The 16931-nt window shown below is 61.7% G+C and carries 13 protein-coding genes and 1 tRNA gene; 8 read left to right on the top strand and 6 right to left on the bottom strand.

Going from position 1 to position 16931, the window contains the following annotated elements; genetic code table 11:
* The first annotated feature begins 177 nt into the window (after positions 1–177).
* Positions 178–1752 carry a Na(+)/H(+) antiporter NhaB gene (gene nhaB / locus AB5Y64_RS03290; RefSeq protein WP_010674907.1) on the top strand — a complete coding sequence of 525 codons (1575 nt, stop codon included), beginning with the start codon at positions 178–180 and terminating at the stop codon, positions 1750–1752.
* Positions 1753–1838: 86 nt separating this feature from the next.
* A complete protein-coding gene (gene dsbB, locus AB5Y64_RS03285; protein ID WP_010674908.1) occupies positions 1839–2360 on the top strand; it encodes a disulfide bond formation protein DsbB in 522 nt (173 codons plus the stop codon).
* Positions 2361–2604: 244 nt separating this feature from the next.
* Here dsbB and AB5Y64_RS03280 read toward each other — a convergent pair whose 3' ends face one another.
* The 3 genes from AB5Y64_RS03280 to uvrB all read right to left on the bottom strand — a co-directional run bounded on the left by AB5Y64_RS03280 (position 2605) and on the right by uvrB (position 5681).
* Entirely contained in the window at positions 2605–3267 is a 663-nt protein-coding gene (locus AB5Y64_RS03280) for a DedA family protein (RefSeq protein WP_010674909.1), read from the bottom strand.
* 147 nt (positions 3268–3414) lie between these two features.
* Positions 3415–3672: a DUF1232 domain-containing protein gene (locus tag AB5Y64_RS03275; RefSeq protein ID WP_041215068.1), complete on the bottom strand. Its 258-nt coding sequence runs from the start codon at positions 3670–3672 to the stop codon at positions 3415–3417.
* Positions 3669–5681 carry an excinuclease ABC subunit UvrB gene (gene uvrB / locus AB5Y64_RS03270; RefSeq protein ID WP_052814371.1) on the bottom strand — a complete coding sequence of 671 codons (2013 nt, stop codon included), beginning with the start codon at positions 5679–5681 and terminating at the stop codon, positions 3669–3671. The genes AB5Y64_RS03275 and uvrB overlap by 4 nt, the downstream gene beginning before the upstream one ends.
* A 132-nt stretch (positions 5682–5813) precedes the next feature.
* On the opposite strand from uvrB, the gene AB5Y64_RS03265 reads away from it, so the two are divergent.
* From AB5Y64_RS03265 to AB5Y64_RS03240, 6 genes are all read left to right on the top strand, one after another.
* Positions 5814–5889: transfer RNA gene (locus tag AB5Y64_RS03265), tRNA-Asn, on the top strand.
* 772 nt (positions 5890–6661) lie between these two features.
* Entirely contained in the window at positions 6662–8347 is a 1686-nt protein-coding gene (locus tag AB5Y64_RS03260; protein WP_029314601.1) for an aspartate:alanine antiporter, read from the top strand.
* A gap of 176 nt (positions 8348–8523) precedes the next feature.
* Positions 8524–10056 carry a lytic transglycosylase F gene (locus AB5Y64_RS03255; RefSeq protein WP_201957004.1) on the top strand — a complete coding sequence of 511 codons (1533 nt, stop codon included), beginning with the start codon at positions 8524–8526 and terminating at the stop codon, positions 10054–10056.
* Between the two features lie 171 nt (positions 10057–10227).
* Positions 10228–11193: a tripartite tricarboxylate transporter substrate binding protein gene (locus AB5Y64_RS03250; protein ID WP_010674916.1), complete on the top strand. Its 966-nt coding sequence runs from the start codon at positions 10228–10230 to the stop codon at positions 11191–11193.
* A gap of 57 nt (positions 11194–11250) precedes the next feature.
* The gene (locus tag AB5Y64_RS03245; protein ID WP_368203268.1) at positions 11251–11712 is read left to right on the top strand and encodes a tripartite tricarboxylate transporter TctB family protein; all 462 of its coding nucleotides are present in this window, start codon (positions 11251–11253) and stop codon (positions 11710–11712) included.
* Positions 11713–11721: 9 nt separating this feature from the next.
* Positions 11722–13251, top strand: a complete 1530-nt coding sequence (locus AB5Y64_RS03240) for a tripartite tricarboxylate transporter permease (protein ID WP_045524545.1) — start codon at positions 11722–11724, stop codon at positions 13249–13251.
* A 137-nt stretch (positions 13252–13388) separates the two neighbouring features.
* Here AB5Y64_RS03240 and AB5Y64_RS03235 read toward each other — a convergent pair whose 3' ends face one another.
* The 3 genes from AB5Y64_RS03235 to AB5Y64_RS03225 are packed head-to-tail and all read right to left on the bottom strand — an operon-like array spanning position 13389 to position 16846.
* Positions 13389–14054 (bottom strand): response regulator, encoded by a 666-nt coding sequence (locus tag AB5Y64_RS03235; RefSeq protein ID WP_161469885.1) that lies wholly within the window; start codon positions 14052–14054, stop codon positions 13389–13391.
* Entirely contained in the window at positions 14055–15638 is a 1584-nt protein-coding gene (locus AB5Y64_RS03230; RefSeq protein WP_161469886.1) for a sensor histidine kinase, read from the bottom strand.
* Complete coding sequence (locus AB5Y64_RS03225) at positions 15635–16846, bottom strand: ROK family transcriptional regulator (RefSeq protein WP_029314606.1); 1212 nt, start codon at positions 16844–16846, stop codon at positions 15635–15637. Before AB5Y64_RS03225 ends, AB5Y64_RS03230 begins: the two co-directional genes overlap by 4 nt.
* Positions 16847–16931 lie beyond the last annotated feature (85 nt).

Below are 16931 nucleotides of genomic sequence, written 5' to 3'. Positions count from 1 at the left end.
ATGGGAATATAAGCGTTTGCTCGCTGGGCAAGTTCAGCGAGCTTATTTATAGTTATCGCTCCCTTGATTAAAATCATGTGCAATCAATCTGATACAGGTGAATATCCGGATGTTCGGCTCGGGTCGGGCTCGACTGCATAGACGCAGATATCAACAACAGAACAGAGAACCATCATTATGCCAATCAGCCTAGGGCGCGCGTTTACAAAGAACTTTTTGGGCAATGCTCCGCGATGGTACAAAATTGCCATCGTTCTATTCCTGCTGATCAACCCGATCATTTTCTACGTTGATCCCTTCCTGGCCGGCTGGCTGCTGGTTGTCGAGTTTATTTTCACCCTGGCCATGGCCCTCAAGTGCTATCCGCTGCAACCGGGCGGACTCCTGGCCATCGAAGCCGTGCTCATCGGCATGACCTCCGCCAACCAGATAAAGCATGAGCTGGTGGCCAATATCGAAGTACTCCTGCTGCTGGTCTTCATGGTGGCCGGCATCTACTTCATGAAGCAGTTGCTACTGTACGTCTTTACCAAGATGCTGGTGCGCATTCACTCCAAGACGTTGCTTTCTCTCGCCTTCTGTCTGGTGTCTGCGTTCCTCTCCGCGTTCCTTGATGCCCTGACCGTGATCGCCGTGGTCATCAGCGTCGCAACCGGCTTCTACGCCATCTACCACAAGGTGGCCTCTCGGGATGAGTCCGGCAATCTGCATCATGATGACGAAGAGATTGACGAGCTCTCCCGCCAGCATCTGAACGAATTTCGTGCCTTCCTGCGCAGCCTGATGATGCACGCCGCCATCGGTACCGCCCTGGGGGGCGTCTGCACCCTGGTCGGCGAACCCCAGAACCTCATCATCGGTGAACAGGCGGGGTGGCACTTCGGTGAATTTGCCATTCGCATGGCGCCAGTCACCATTCCGGTCTTCATTTGCGGCCTGCTGACCTGCATCCTGGTCGAAAAATTCCGCTGGTTCGGTTATGGCGCCCGCTTGCCCGAGCCCGTGCGTCACATCATGGAATCCTACGAGCGCGACGAAGACGCACAACGTACCCCGCAGGACAAGGCCAAGCTGATCGTCCAGGCGCTGATTGCCACCTGGCTTATCACGGGTCTTGCCCTCCATCTGGCTGCTGTTGGGCTAATCGGCCTGACGGTCATCGTGCTCGCGACGGCGTTCACCGGCGTGACCGAAGAACACGCGCTTGGCAAGGCATTCCAGGAGGCTTTGCCGTTCACCGCCCTGCTCACCGTCTTTTTCAGCGTGGTCGCCGTCATCATCGATCAACAGCTGTTCAAGCCGGTGATCCAGTGGGTACTGGCGGCCAAGCCGGAGGATCAGCTTGCCCTCTTCTACCTGGCAAACGGTCTGCTCTCCATGGTCAGTGACAACGTCTTCGTCGGCACCGTCTACATCAACGAGGTGAAGACCGCCCTGATCAACGGCGCCATCAGCCGGGAGCATTTTGATCTGCTGGCCGTGGCCATCAATACCGGCACCAACCTGCCATCGGTCGCCACCCCCAATGGCCAGGCCGCATTCCTGTTCATGCTCACCTCGGCCCTCGCTCCCCTGCTGCGCCTCTCTTATGGCCGCATGGTCTGGATGGCGCTGCCCTATACCCTGGTGCTGGGGCTTGTCGGCTTTTTCTCCGTGGAACTGCTCCTCGGTCCTGCAACCGAATGGTTCTATCAGGCAGGGTGGTTGCTGGATCATGGGGCACTGCCACTGCCCACCCCGTCCACACACTGATCATGAAAGGGGCTGTTCGGCCCCTTTCTTTTCAGATGGGGCTCTGCTCTAATTCAGCCACTATTTTTCTCTGAGAGATCAATCAGATGATCGAGTATCTTCGCCGCATTGCCAGTCATCGCCTGGCCTGGGGATTGCTGGCAGCCTCCGCTTTCGCGCTGGAACTCTGCGCCCTCTTCTTCCAGCACGTGCTGGGTTTGCACCCTTGCGTGATGTGCATCTATGAACGTATCGCCCTCCTCGGCGTGCTCACCGCCGGGCTCCTCGGCATGGTCGCGCCAGAGCGCTGGTACCTGCGCTGGAGTGCCATGCTCCTGTGGGGTTACAGCGCCTTCTGGGGCCTGAAACTGGCGCTCAAGCACGTGGATTACCAGATGAACCCCTCCCCCTTCAACGTATGCGAAGGGTTTGTTGACTTCCCTGCCTGGGCACCACTGGATAAATGGGTTCCCTGGATGTTCTACCCGGACGGCGACTGCAGCGAGATCAGCTGGCAGTTCCTCGGTTTCTCCATGCCGCAGTGGCTCGTGGTCATCTTTGCCGCCTACCTGCTGGTGTTCGTCATCGTGGCTGCTGGCAACCTGATAAAAGGGCGCTGCTGCAACTAGTCGTTCAATCGACCATAAAAGGGAGCCCATGGCTCCCTTTTTATCTCCTCTTATCGCCTCACGACCCCATGCCCAGGGGGCCGGCTCCCCTTCTCCCTGTTCTGCCAATGAAGTGGCTGCCTGCGGGTGTGCATCATCGTAACAGACCACAAGCGGGTCAAAGGGCGCAGCGGCGACCTGCCACTCAGCCAACCAACAAGAAGGGAGCCATCGGCTCCCTTCTTTCATGTCGTGCACGGCGATGTCACGCGCCTTCGGAGGTAGCCTTGCTGGCACTTCTCCTAGCCTTCACCATGCCGATCACCATGGGCAACAAGGAGACCGCGATGATGCCGAAGATGAGCAGGGTAAAATTGTGGCGCACTACCGGCAGATTGCCAAAGAAGTGGCCGGCATAGACGAAGGAGAGCACCCACAAGAGCCCCCCCACCAGGTTGAACGCCAGGAAGCGGGGATAGGTCATGGCCCCCATGCCCGCCACGAAGGGGGCGAAGGTCCGCACTATGGGCAGGAAGCGGGTGATGATGATGGTCTTGCCGCCATGCTTGGCATAGAAGGCATGGGTCTTGACCAGATAGTCCCGGCGAAAGATTTTGGAATCGGGGTTGCGAAACAGCTGCTCACCGAAGAAGTGGCCTATGGTGTAGTTCACCACGTTGCCGAGCACCGCGGCGATGATCAGCACGGCGGCTAGGGTGTGCACGTCCAACACGCTGCCCACGGTGAGGGCACCTGCAGCAAACAACAGGGAGTCCCCCGGCAGGAAGGGAGTCACCACCAGCCCGGTTTCACAGAAGATGATGAGAAACAGGATGGCGTATACCCAGACGCCATAGTTCTCGAACAGCTCTTTCAGATGCACGTCAACGTGCAGAATAAAGTCGATGGCAAAGAGGATCAGATCCATTTTTTGGTACCCATGAAGTGAACGGCGTGGAGTCTACGCCAATGAGACCTGGCTCACAATCTCCCCATGGTCCCCTTTTTCGAATCCCATGAAGGGAGTCATTCAGTCCCCCCTTCTTTTCCCCTCTCCCTGAACGTAGGCTTCTGCTCACTCGGCCTTGTCCAGAGCGGCCAGCACCTCGCCGGGCAAGCATTTCTCCCAGCCCCACAAGAGGAGCAGCAACAAGGTAGCGTCGTCAAGCCAGCCAAGGAGAGGCACCACATCGGGGACAACGTCCACCGGGCTGATGCCATAGAGCAGAATAAGGATCACCAGCCCCTTCGCCCACCAGGGCGTGCCTGGGTGGCGAAAGCCTTGATAGAGGCGGCGCAAACGCCGCCAGATGAGCCAGCGTCTGGTGCTCATGACTCGATCAGCTCGCCGCGCAGCCGCTGGATCTGATCCCGCAGCGCCGCCGCCTGTTCGAACTCCAGATCCCGCGCATGCTGGAACATCTGCTCTTCCATCCGCTTGATCTCCTTGCTGATCTCGCTGGCAGAGCGGGCATGGTACTCCCCTTGCGGTTCGGCAGCCTTGCGACTCCCCTTGCCCGCCTTGCCCGCCGTGCGGCTGCCCCCCATGTCCATCACATCGCCGATGGCCTTGTTGAGCCCCTTCGGCACGATGCCGTGTTCCAGGTTGTGGGCGTGTTGCAGGGCGCGGCGCCGCTCGGTCTCTTCGATCGCAACCTTCATGGAGTTGGTGATGGTATCCCCGTAAAGGATCACCTTGCCGTTGAGGTTGCGCGCTGCCCGGCCGATGGTCTGGATGAGGGAGCGGGTGGAACGCAGGAAGCCCTCTTTATCCGCATCCAGAATGGCCACCAGGGAGACTTCCGGCATGTCGAGTCCTTCGCGCAGCAGGTTGATGCCCACCAAGACGTCGAACTTGCCAAGGCGCAGGTCGCGGATGATTTCCACCCGCTCCACGGTATCAATATCCGAGTGCAGATAGCGCACCCGTACCTCGTGATCCGCCAGGTATTCGGTCAAGTCCTCCGCCATCCGCTTGGTCAGTGTCGTGACCAGCACCCGCTCCTCCACCGCCACCCGCTTGCGGATCTCGGAGAGCAGATCGTCCACCTGGGTGCTGACCGGCCGCACTTCCACCTCAGGATCGAGCAGGCCGGTGGGACGCACCACCTGCTGCACCACGTCACCGCCTGACTTCTCCAGCTCGTAGGGGCCGGGGGTCGCCGAGACGAACACCGTCTGGGGCATCAGCGCCTCGAACTCGTCGAACTTGAGGGGCCGGTTGTCCAGCGCCGAGGGAAGGCGGAAGCCGTACTCCACCAGGGTCTCCTTGCGGGATCTGTCCCCTTTGAACATGGCGCCGATCTGCGGCACCGTGACGTGGGATTCGTCGATGATGAGCAGGCCGTCCCCCGGCAGGTAGTCAAACAGGGTGGGCGGCGGCTCACCCGGTGCGCGGCCGGAGAGGTAGCGGCTGTAGTTCTCTATACCGGAGCAGTAACCCAGCTCCTGCATCATCTCCATGTCGAACTGGGTGCGTTGGCTGATGCGCTGCTCCTCCACCAGCTTGTTGAGGTTCATCAGCTGCTCGCGCCGCCCCTTGAGCTCCTCCTTGATGTGCTCGATGGCACCCAGAATGGTCTCCCGCGGGGTGGCGTAGTGGGTCTTGGGGTAGATGGTGTAACGCACCACCGTCTGCTCGATGGCGCCGGTCAAGGGATCGAACAGGGAGAGGCGTTCTACCTCTTCATCAAACAGCTCCACCCGCAGGGCCAGCTTGTCCGATTCGGCGGGGTAGATGTCGATCACCTCCCCCCGCACCCGGAAGGTGCCGCGCTGGAAGGCCATGTCGTTGCGGGTGTACTGCAGTTCGGCGAGGCGGCGCAGGATATCCCGCTGATTGATCACGTCCCCCACTTTGAGGTGCAGCATCATGCTGAGGTAGGCCTGGGGATCCCCCAGACCATAGATGGCCGATACCGAGGCGACGATCACCACGTCGCGCCGCTCCAGCAGCGCCTTGGTGGCTGACAGCCGCATCTGCTCGATGTGATCGTTGATGGAGGCATCCTTCTCGATGAAGGTGTCCGTGGTCGGCACATAGGCTTCGGGCTGGTAGTAATCGTAATAAGAGACGAAATACTCCACCGCGTTGTCGGGGAAGAACTCCTTCATCTCCCCATAGAGCTGGGCCGCCAGGGTCTTGTTGGGGGCCAGGATCATGGTGGGACGATTAAGAGTCGCGATGACGTTGGCCATGGTAAAGGTCTTGCCCGAACCGGTCACCCCGAGCAGGGTCTGGTGGGCCAGTCCCGACTCGATGCCATCGAGCAGCTGGGCGATGGCCCTCGGCTGATCCCCGGCGGGTTGAAACTGGCTGGCCAACTGGAATAACTTGCTCATGACGACTCCCGGCAAAAAACGGCAAGGGAGCAGTGTACCCCGAGTTGAAGGAGCTGGGTATCCGCTCACCCTCCCTGATGGCTATTGACCCTGAAATACGACCTCTGTATGATGCACCTCCTTGCCTGATGTTCCCCCGTAGTTCAGTCGGTAGAACGGCGGACTGTTAATCCGTATGTCACTGGTTCAAGTCCAGTCGGGGGAGCCAATTCCTCACCATCTCGGTGCAAGTTATCCACTTTAGTGCTTTCCTCTTCCAATTTTAATGCACAAGCCCTCCCCTGCGGCCTGACTCCCTTTTGATCTCCCGTTACTGACCAGCAGCGTTTTGTTCTGCTGCGTATAACTATTTGATTTTTATAGAAACAATTTATTGCAGGTATTTTTTGAACAGTCCTTGCAGCCCAGTATTGGCGCGGCTTTCAGCCTGATCGCCAAGTTTCATAAACAGGGTTATCCACAGTTTCTGTGGGTAACTTGACCAAAGCCACGGTTCATCTGGGCTGGCAGCCATTGTCCCCGGTTTGCGATGGCTGCCCCCGCTCTTCCCCATTTTCTGCTGTTTTTCCCTTCCCCCCTAAATGGGATGAATCGACTCGCGGTGCTGCCTGTGGGGGATTTTTTTTCGCTATGCCGCGTCCTGCGGGTCAGCCCTCGCCGGATGAGTCATGAGTCTCTTTTGTTACCCTTCAATTTCCTCAGTGGAAAATGCTGAAAAACATGCCCGTTTGCTCCCCATGCAGCAGGTAATAAATTGTCCACAGGAGCGTCATCCCCTCTCTGCTCAACAGCATATTTCACTCATTGACAGCGGGCCTTGCAGCGTAAAATAGAGGTGTTTTCCCCAGCCCCCCCCTCGCATCCCTATCTTCATCGAAGAGACCAGCACTTAACTGGCTGTTAATCCGCTTTGGCGCTTCTTTCTTGATACAGGATCCGGCACAATATCGGCCTCACTTTTATCCTCGGTTTTTCCGGGCATGACCATAGATTTCGTGACACTGCTACATCAAAGCGACTCCCTGCTGCTGTTCGTGGTACTAGCCTTCGGGCTGCTGCTGGGCAAGGTACGCATCGGCAACTTCCAGATAGGCAACACCATAGGCGTGCTCTTCACCGCCCTGCTGTTTGGCCAGATGGGATTCCAGTTTTCCACCTCCACTGAAAACGTCGGCTTCATGCTGTTCATCTTCTGTGTGGGAATTGAAGCGGGGCCGCACTTTTTCAGCGTCTTCCTTCGCGACGGCATCCACTACATCACCCTGACCCTGGTGATCCTGCTGTCGGCCCTGCTGCTGACCGTGGGGCTCGCCAAGTTCTTTAATCTGGGGCCCGGCATGGCCGCCGGCATTCTGGCAGGTTCCCTCACCTCCACGCCGGCCCTGGTGGGGGCGCAGGACGCCCTGCGAAGCGGATTGCTCAACCTGCCCCACCAGACCGACATGCAGTCGGTGCTGGACAACATGGGCATCGGCTACGCCCTGACCTACCTGGTGGGGCTGGTGGGGCTGATGCTGGTGGTGCGCTACCTCCCCTCCCTGGCCAGGCTGGATCTCAACACCGAGGCCCAGAAGATCGCCCGCGAGCGGGGGCTCTCCGACAGCGAGAGCCGCAAGACCTATCTGCCCATCATCCGCGCCTATCGGGTCGGCCCAGAGCTCGCCGCCTGGATCGGGGGGCGTACCCTGCGGGAGACCGGCATCTATCCCCACACCGGCTGCTATGTGGAGCGCATTCGCCGCAACGGCATTCTGGCGAGCCCCGACGGTGATGCCGTCATTCAGGAAGGGGACGAGATAGCTCTGGTGGGCTACCCCGAGAGCCACGAGAAGCTCGACGTCAACTACCGCAACGGCAAAGAGGTGTTCGATCGCAACCTGCTTGACCTCCAGATCGTCACCGAAGAGATCGTGGTGAAGAACGATGCCGTGGTGGGTCGCCACCTGGTGGAGCTCAACCTCACCGAGAAGGGGTGCTTCCTGAACCGGGTGGTGCGCTCCCAGATCGAGATGCCGTTCGATCGCAATATCATGCTGCAAAAGGGTGACGTGCTGCAGATCAGCGGCGAGAAGCAGCGGGTCAAGCTGCTGGCCAACAAGATCGGCTTCATCAGCATCCACAGCCAGACCACGGATCTGGTGGCCTTTGCCACCTTCTTCGTGCTGGGGCTGCTCATCGGCTCCGTCTCCCTGGTGTTCGGCCAGATAGAGTTCGGCCTCGGCAATGCCGTCGGCCTGCTGCTGGCGGGGATCCTGATGGGCTACCTGCGGGCCAACCACCCCACGGTGGGCTATGTGCCGCCGGGGGCCCTGCGCCTTGCCAAGGATCTCGGTCTTGCCGTCTTCATGGTGAGCACCGGCCTCAAGGCGGGGGGCGGCATCCTCGATCACCTGAGCGAAGTGGGGATGGTGGTGCTCTTCTCCGGCATGCTGGTGACCACCTTGCCGGTGCTGGTAGGCTACCTGTTCGGTGTCTGGGTGCTCAAAATGAACCCGGCCCTGCTGCTCGGCGCCATCACCGGGGCTCGTACCTGCGCCCCGGCCATGGACGTGGTGAACGAGGCGGCCAACAGCTCCATCCCGGCGCTCGGCTACGCCGGCACCTATGCGGTGGCCAACGTGATGCTGACCCTGGCGGGCTCCTTCATCATCGGCTTCTGGTTCTAGCCAAACGGGCCCGCAACACGCAGAAAAAGAGGAGCCTCGGGCTCCTGTTTTCATGGGCGGGCACTCCTGGATGGAATAGTGAAAATCGTGCTATGGGGACGGGTCTATCAAACCCAATAAGCTAAATCCCCCACAAGTCGCCACTTACACTCAATAAAACGAGTGAGGTGTAAGTGATGAAACGCGCATGGATGATTGTGATCTGGTGGTTCTGCTCCCTGACGCCAGCCTGGGGGGCCGAATCCGGCAAGCAGGTGGCCCCCGAGGCAGAGACGGAGAAAAGCGCCCTGAGCTTTGCAAACGACGAGCTTGCCAAACCCAGGCTGGGAGATCTCGACGTCATGCTGGAGCAGCGCACCATCCGAGTGCTCACCACCTACAACAAGACGGGATTTTTCATCACCAAGGGCGTGCAACGGGGGGCCACCTACGATGCCTTCATGCAGGTGGAAAAGCGCCTCAACGAACAGTTGCGCAAGCAAAAGGCGATCAAACGCCACCTCAAGGTGCACTTCGTCTTCATTCCCGTGGCCCGGGAAGCCCTGCTGAGCTCCCTCATCGAGGGCAAAGGCGACATCGCCGCCGCCAATCTCACCATCACGGACAAGCGCAAGCAACAGGGTATCGCCTTCACCGATCCCCTGCTTGAAAACGTGCGGGAGCTGCTCGTCTCCGGCCCCCTCTCCCCCAAGGTGGAAAGCGCCGCCGATCTCGGGGGCCAGCGCGTCTTCGTGCGCCCCTCCTCAAGCTACTACGAGAGCCTGCTCGCCTACAACCAGGCCCGCAAGTCGGCGGGAGAGCCCCTCATCGACCTCCAGCCCGCCTCGGAGGTGCTCGAAGATGAAGATCTGGTGGAGATGGTTAACGCAGGACTGCTCCCCTTCATCGTCATGGACGAGCACAAGGCCCGCTTCTGGCAAAAGATTTTCCCCGGGATCACCATTCACGACGCCCCCGTGTTCCGGGAAGGGGGCGTCATCGCCTGGGCGGTGCGCAAGGAGAGCCCCCAGTTGCTCGCCATGCTCAACGAGCAGCTCAAGGCGCTGCGCGGCAAGGCGACGGGAGACGAGATCCTGGCCCGTTATCTCAAGCAGAACAAGTTCGTCAAAAGCGCCGCCGCCGAGGCGGAGCGCAAGAAATTCCTGCAGGTAGTCGAGCTGTTCCGTGAATATGGCGAACGCTATGACATGGACTGGCTGCTGATGGCGGCTCAGGGCTACCAGGAGTCCGCCCTCAACCACCATGCCCGCAGCCATGTGGGCGCCATCGGCATCATGCAGATCATGCCCGCCACCGGCAAGGGGCTGAAGGTCGGCGACATACGCCAGCTCGAGCCCAATATTCACGGCGGCGTCAAATACATGCGCTGGATGATCGATCACTACTATGCGGACGAGCCCATGACCGCCCTCGACAAGGCCCTCTTCTCGTTCGCCTCCTACAATGCCGGCCCCGCCAGGGTGGCGCGGCTCCGCGCTGAGGCCAGGAAACGGGGGCTGGATCCCAACGTCTGGTTCCACAATGTCGAGTACGTGGCGGCGGAGAAGATTGGCCCCGAGACGGTCACCTATGTGGGCAACATCTATAAGTACTACATCGCCTACAAGCTGGTGATGGAGCAGGTGGCTCTTCGCCAGCAGGCGAGCGATGCCCTGAAACAGGAGGCGAAGGAGGACGTCAGCACATCGGCGGCGAAACCGACCCAGTGATCCTTGCCGGACGAGGCGCCCATGGCGCCTCGTCTCTGTGCACATCCTTCTGTGGCCCGTGACCAGAATGAACACAATGGGCACAACAGCCTTAATAGCCATTACGGTCAGATTGTTTTCCAATCAGACATGATTAATTAACCTTCCTGCAACAATCACAAGGAGATCACCATGTTGCAAGGAACCCTCAAACGCACCCTGATCGGTAGCCTGCTCGCACTGAGCGTCGGCGCCCACGCCCAGATCAACGAAGTCCACTTCCTGATCCCGGGCGGCGCTGGCGGCGGCTGGGATACCACGGCCCGCGGCACCGGTGAAGTGCTGGCCAAGTCCGGTCTGGTCAAGACCGTCTCCTACCAGAACATGTCCGCCGGTGGCGGCGCCAAGGCCATCGCCCACCTCATCGAGACCTCGGCCCAGTCCGACAAGACCCTGATGGTCAACTCCACCCCCATCATCGTCAAATCCCTCTCCAAGGAGCTGCCCCAGTCCTTCCGTGACCTGACGCCAGTGGCCGCCATCATCGCCGACTACCAGGCCCTGGCGGTGAAAGCGGACTCCCCCTATCAGAACTGGGCCCAGCTGCTGGCCGCCTACGAGGAGAACCCGGCCAAGGTGAAGATCGCCGGAGGCTCCGCCCGTGGCAGCCTGGATCACCTGGTCGCCGCCCTGACCTTCAAGAACGCCGGGGCCGACGCCAGCAAGCTGCGCTACGTCGCCTACGATGCCGGTGGCAGCGCCATGGCCGCCGTGCTGGCCGGAGAGACCCAGGCCATCTCCACCGGCTTTGGCGAGGCAATGGAAGCGGTCAAGTCGGGCCAGATGCGGATCCTCGGGGTCACTTCCGACAAACGCCTGCCGGGGGCGGAGCAGATCCCCACCTTCAGCGAGCAGAACAACCCCACCGTCTTCGCCAACTGGCGCGGTTACTTCGCCTCCCCCACCATCAGCCCGGAGAAATCCGCCGAGTTTGCCGCCCTGCTCAAGCAGATGTACGACAAGCCGGAGTGGGAAGTGGTCCGCAGCCGTAATAGCTGGACCAACCTCTACCAGTCAGGTCCCGAGTTCACCGCCTTCCTCGACGGCCAGGAGCAACAGATTGGCGGCCTGATGCGCGAGCTCGGCTTCATCAAATAACCCTCGCTGTCCCATCGCAGGTGGGCGCAGGCCCGCCGCTCATGTTGGAGTCAAAAGATGAACATTACCAAGGAGCGACTGGGGGGCCTGCTGTTTCTGCTGCTCTCCCTCGCCTATGGCTACTACGCCACCGAGATACCGGGCTACCCCGGCGACGAATACGAACCCTTCACCGCCAGCACCCTGCCCTATGCCCTGGCCGGGATCGGGGCGCTGCTCTCCCTGCTGCTGGTGCTCTTCCCCGGGGGCGAGCCCCTGCGCCGGGAAGAGGGGGACTGGCGCCGGGTCTTCATCCTGCTCGGGCTCATGGTCATCTACGGACTGGGGCTCACCTGGTTTGGCTTCGTGCTCTCGACCATCGCCTTCCTGAGCGTGAGCATCCGGGTGCTCGGTGAGCCCAGCCTGCGCTACGGCCTGATGATCAGCGTCCCCTTCTCCATCGGCTTCTGGGCCCTGCTCACCAAGGGGCTCAACGTCTATCTGGAGCCGGGTCGCCTGTTCACCCTGCTCGGTTTCTAAGGAGTCACCATGTTAGACGGAATCTTGCAAGGACTCGGCACCGCACTGCTGCCGGTCAACCTGATGATGGTGGTGCTTGGCTGCTTCATCGGCACCTTTATCGGCATGTTGCCGGGCCTTGGCCCGGTCACCGCCATCGCCTTGATGATCCCCATCACCTATGGCCTGGATCCGGCCTCCGGCATCATCTTGATGGCGGGGGTCTATTACGGCGCCATCTTCGGGGGCTCCACCTCCTCCATCCTGATCAACGCCCCCGGCTGCTCCGCCACCGTGGTCACCGCCTTCGACGGCTATCCCCTGGCCTGCAAGGGACAGGCGGGCAAGGCGCTGGCCATCGCCGCCTACGCCTCCTTCACCGGCGGCACCCTCTCCGCCATCATGCTGATGGTGGCGGCGCCCCTGCTCGCCAAGGTCTCCCTCTCCTTCCAGTCGGCGGACTACTTCGCCCTCATGGTGCTGGGGCTCTCCGCCGTGGCGGCCTTTGCCGGCAAGGGGCAGGTGCTCAAGGCGCTGATCATGGCGCTGTTCGGCATCATGATCTCCACCATCGGCATCGACCGCAGCGTCGGGGTGGACAGGTTTACCTTCGGCCTGCCGGACCTGCGTGACGGCTTCTCCTTCCTGCTGCTGGCCATGGCCACCTTTGCCCTCGCGGAGATCCTGATGGCGGTGCTACGCCCCGGCAAGGACAACAGCGAGGAAGAGGCAAGGCAGATGCAGCAGCTCGGCAGCCTCAAGCTGAGCAAGGAAGAGGTCAGGGAAATCGCGCCTCCCATCGCCCGCTCCTCGGTGCTGGGCTTTCTCATCGGCGTGCTGCCGGGAGCCGGTGCCACCATCGCCGCCTTCATGGCCTATGGGGCCGAGCGCAACATCGCCGGCAAGCAGCGCCAGGAGCAGTTCGGCAAGGGCAGCCTGCGCGGCCTGGCCGCCCCGGAAGCGGCCAACAACGCCGCCTCCACCGGCTCCTTCGTGCCCCTGCTGACCCTGGGGATCCCGGGCTCCGGCACCACGGCCCTCATCCTGGGCGCTCTGGTGGCCTACGGCATCCAGCCGGGCCCACGTCTGTTCATGGAGCATCCGGACGTCTTCTGGTCGGTGATCATCTCCATGTATCTGGGCAACGTGGTGCTGTTGATCCTGAACCTCCCCCTCATCCCCTACCTGGCCCGGGTACTGGCGGTGCCGCGCCCCGTGCTCATCCCCATGGTGCTGCTGTTCTCCCTGACCGGGGTCTATCTGGTCTCCTTCAACACCATGGACATCCATGTGATGGCCATCGTTGCACTGATCGCCATCGGCCTGCGCCTGCTCACCTTCCCCATGGCCCCCATGCTGCTCGGTTTCATCCTGGGGGGCATGCTGGAGGACAACCTGCGCCGGGCCCTGGTGATCAACGACGGCAGCCTGAGCTTCCTGTGGGAGCGCCCCATCACCCTCGCCTTCACGGTGATCACCCTGACCATGTTGCTGCTGCCCGTCTGGCAGTGGTGGCAGGCTCGCCGGGCCCCCAAGGGGGAGCCTGCCACCAGCCACTGAATCGATGAGCCTCTGCCACCTCTGAACCCTGACCATCACGCGCAGAGACCTTGATGCCCACGGGAAGCAAACCCTGATAAAAAGAGCGCCGAAAGGCGCTCTTTTCTTGTCTGGACGACAGGTTCCGGGCGACCGGATCACGGCTTGCGGTAACGCCGCTCCGGCCGCCCGACGGTGCCATATTCGAGCTCGGGGCTCGCCAGTTGCTGCCCCACCAGAAATTCCAGATAGCGGCGTGCCGTGGTCCGGCTCACCCCTATCCGGCTGCCTATCTCCTCGGCACTGGCGGCCTCCGGAGTCAGGGCCGTCAGCACCCGCTGCAGGGTGAGAGCATCGATGCCCTTGGGCAGGCCCTCTGCCGCCACCTGCTGCAACGGCGTACCGAACAGGGTGTCCACCGCCTGCTGGTCGATGTCGGCCAACGCCGCCAGGGCGGCGATGCTCTGACGGTACTTCTCCAGGGTGCCGCGCAGCCGCTCGAACACCACGGGCTTCAAGATGAAATCCACCACCCCGAGGCGCATCGCCTCCTGCAGGGCAGCAGCTTCCCGCGCCGCGGTGAGCAGGATCACATCCAGACTCGCCCCCGCCTGGCGCAGCTCTCTCAATAGCGAGAACCCCTCTCCATCGGGCAACCAGACATCCAGCAGCACCAGATCGGGCCGGAGGATCCCTATCTGCTCCCTGGCATCGAACAGGGTCAACGCTACCCCCAGCACCTCGAAACCGGCGAGGCGCTGCACGAAGCGGCGGTGGATCTCGGCAATGGCGGGATCATCCTCGACGATCAGGATCTTGATCACTCACACCTCCTTGGGAATGTAACAGACGACGCAACTTCCCTGCGTCGTGGCTTCGATGGTGATCTCCCCCTGCAGGGCATCCAGGGTCTTGCGCACCAGGGAGAGCCCGATACCGTGTCCTGGCTCGGGCTTGCTGCTGACCCCCTGTTCGAACAACCTGTCCGCCAACTGCGGGTCGATGCCGCCAGCCCCATCCTCCACCTCCAGCACCAGATCCTGCCCCAGATCGCTCAGGGAAACCCGGATGGGCTGATAGGGCGCACCGTGGCGGCGGGTCGCCTCGAAGGCGTTGTCGATGAGATTGCCCAGCACCGTTACCAGCTGGGAACCGCTGACACGGGCAGGAATGTCGTGCAGACAGGCATCGGGATCGATCACGAGCTCAAGACCGAGCTCGTGGGCCCTGTGGTATTTGCCGAGCAGCAACCCCGCCACCTTGGGTTTGGCGATGGCCCCCATCAGGAAGCCGAGCAGGGTCTGCTCGGTGGCCGCCTCCCGCCCGATGAAGGCGAGCGCCTCCCGGGTGGCCCCGAGTTCGATGAGGCCGGCGATGGTCCCGAGCTGGTTGTTGTGCTCGTGGGTCTGCACCCGCAGCAGATCGCTGTAGGCCTGCACCTGGGAGAGCTGGGCACTGAGTTCCGCCAGCTCGTCCTTGCGCCGAAAACTCGACACGGCGCCGATCAGCTTGCCCTCGCGCACCAGCGGCAAGCGGTTGACGATGAGGGACTGGCCGTTGAGCACTATCTCCTCGTCAAACTGGGGGGTCTGCTCTTGCAGGATGGAGAGCATGCGACTGCCCGGCAGCAGGTGACCGATGGGCTGTCCGATGGCGCTCCTGGCGGTGGTGTCGTCCAGGCGCAGCAACTTGATGCCGTTGGGGTTCAGGGAGGTGAGGCGCCCTTGCTCGTCGATGGTGAGGATCCCCTCGCGCACCGTGCGCAGGGTACAGTCGAGCTCCGCATAGAGACGCCCCATCTGCTCGGGTTCAAAGCCGAAAATCGCCTTCTTGTAGCGCCGGGCCAGCCAGGCGGCGGCGACACTGTTGAGCAGCACGATGAGCAAGGTCATGGCCAGGCCAAAGCGCAAATAGCCCTGCAGATCCGCATCGATGTCCCGCACCAGATAGCCGACCGACACCACCCCGATGATCTTGCCCATCTCGTCCCGGATGGGCCCCTTGCCGCGCACCGAGACCCCAAGGGACCCTTGGGCCCTGGAGATATAGGCTTCTCCCTGCAGGGCACGCTCGGGATCATCCCCCACCATGGCTTTGCCAATCCGGTCCGCATTGGGGTGCACCAGGCGGCGTGCCTGCCTGTCCCCGATGACGATGTAGCTGGCCCCGACCTCGGCGCGGATCCGCTCCACCAGGGCATTGAGGCGGACCGTATCCGCCCGCTTCACCCCGGCGATGACGCCGGACTCCCGCGCCACCAGCCGTGCCACATCCAGGGCCTGATCCCCCACCTCACGGTAGCGCTGCTCGGCGACATAGTAGTAGCTGGCCCCGCTCAGCAACACCAGTTGCAACAGACTGACCAGACAGAGAATGAGCAGGAAGCGTCCTTGCAACCCGAGCCTCATGCCTCCTTGTCGCCTCGCAACAAGTCGAGCAGCAGACTGCCATCGCGCAGGGCCTTGTGCACCTGCACCGAGGTGGGTTTGGTGGGATCTTCGTAGAAGTGGGTGGATTCAATCTGCAGGCGCACCAGGTACTCGGCGGGCAACTGGCTTGCCAGGGACTGGTGCAACATGGGGAAGAGCAGTCGATCGGCCCGGGTGATCTCCCCCCCGAGCAGCAGCTTGCCCGGGTTGAGCAAGCAGATGAGGTTCGCCAGCACCCGGGAGAGGCGGCCCGCCGCCTGGTGCAGGATGTCCTGACACAGGCTGTTGCCCGCCAGCGCCAGCTCACACAGCTCGCGGATGGTGACGCTTTCGGGCAGATCGAACTCCTGCATCCGTTCGCGCAGCTCCCGATATTGCGCCTCCAGCGCCTGATTGGTCACGAGGGTGCAGGCGCAACCGAAGCCACCGCAGTAGCAGCGCTGGCCATAAGGTTCGAGCTGCAGGTGGCTGAGATCCCCGAGCAGAGCCGACTCGCTCTCGATGAGCTGGCCATTGACCACCATGCCGACCCCGATGTCGTTGTGCACGAACACCAGCACCGCATCCGAGCAGTTCCTGGCGGCGCCCCACTCCCGCTCGGCCTGGATCCAGGTGCGCACGTCGCCGCTCACCAGCACGGGTACCGAGAAGGCCTCCTGCAGGGTGGGACCGAGGGGCCAGTTGCGCAGATCGTAATAGGGAAAATGCTTGACCATGCCGGAGTGGCGCTCCACCTGGCCGGGCAGGCAGAGGGCGATGCAGGCCAGACGCAGCGCCTTCTTGGGCAAAAAGCCCTCGATGGCCCGCACCAGGCTGGCCAGCAGCTCGGCACGCTCCGCCTCGTTGAAGACATGGCGATGGCGTGCCAGGGAGTGACCCGCGAGATCGAACAGGGCCATGTCCACATAGCCGCGCCCCAGGCGCATGGAGAGAAACTGGAAGCGGCGCTCGTTGATGCGCAGCAGGGTCTGGCGACGGCCACGCCCCACCGAGCTCTCGCCGCAGGTGACCACCAGGCCGCCGTCCAGCAGCTCGCGGGTGATCTTGGTGATGCTGGCCGGCGACAGGCCGGTCAGACGGGACAGATCGGTACGGGACAGCTCCTTGTGCTCCTCCAGGCTGGCATACACCAGGCCGTAGTTGAGCTGACGGATCAAATCGATACTGCCTTTCACGATCTCATTCATAGGGTTGGGGCTAACGAAAGGAACGAATGGCGCGATTTTCACACATTCTGCGCCGATCCCCAAATTTGCCGTCTGGAAATCCTGT

This window comes from Aeromonas sp. R5-1 (assembly GCF_040908265.1).
GTDB classification, from domain to species: Bacteria; Pseudomonadota; Gammaproteobacteria; order Enterobacterales; family Aeromonadaceae; genus Aeromonas; species Aeromonas caviae.
The sequence above is the reverse complement of the archived record's forward strand: the minus strand, read 5'-3'. Positions and strand labels throughout refer to the sequence as shown.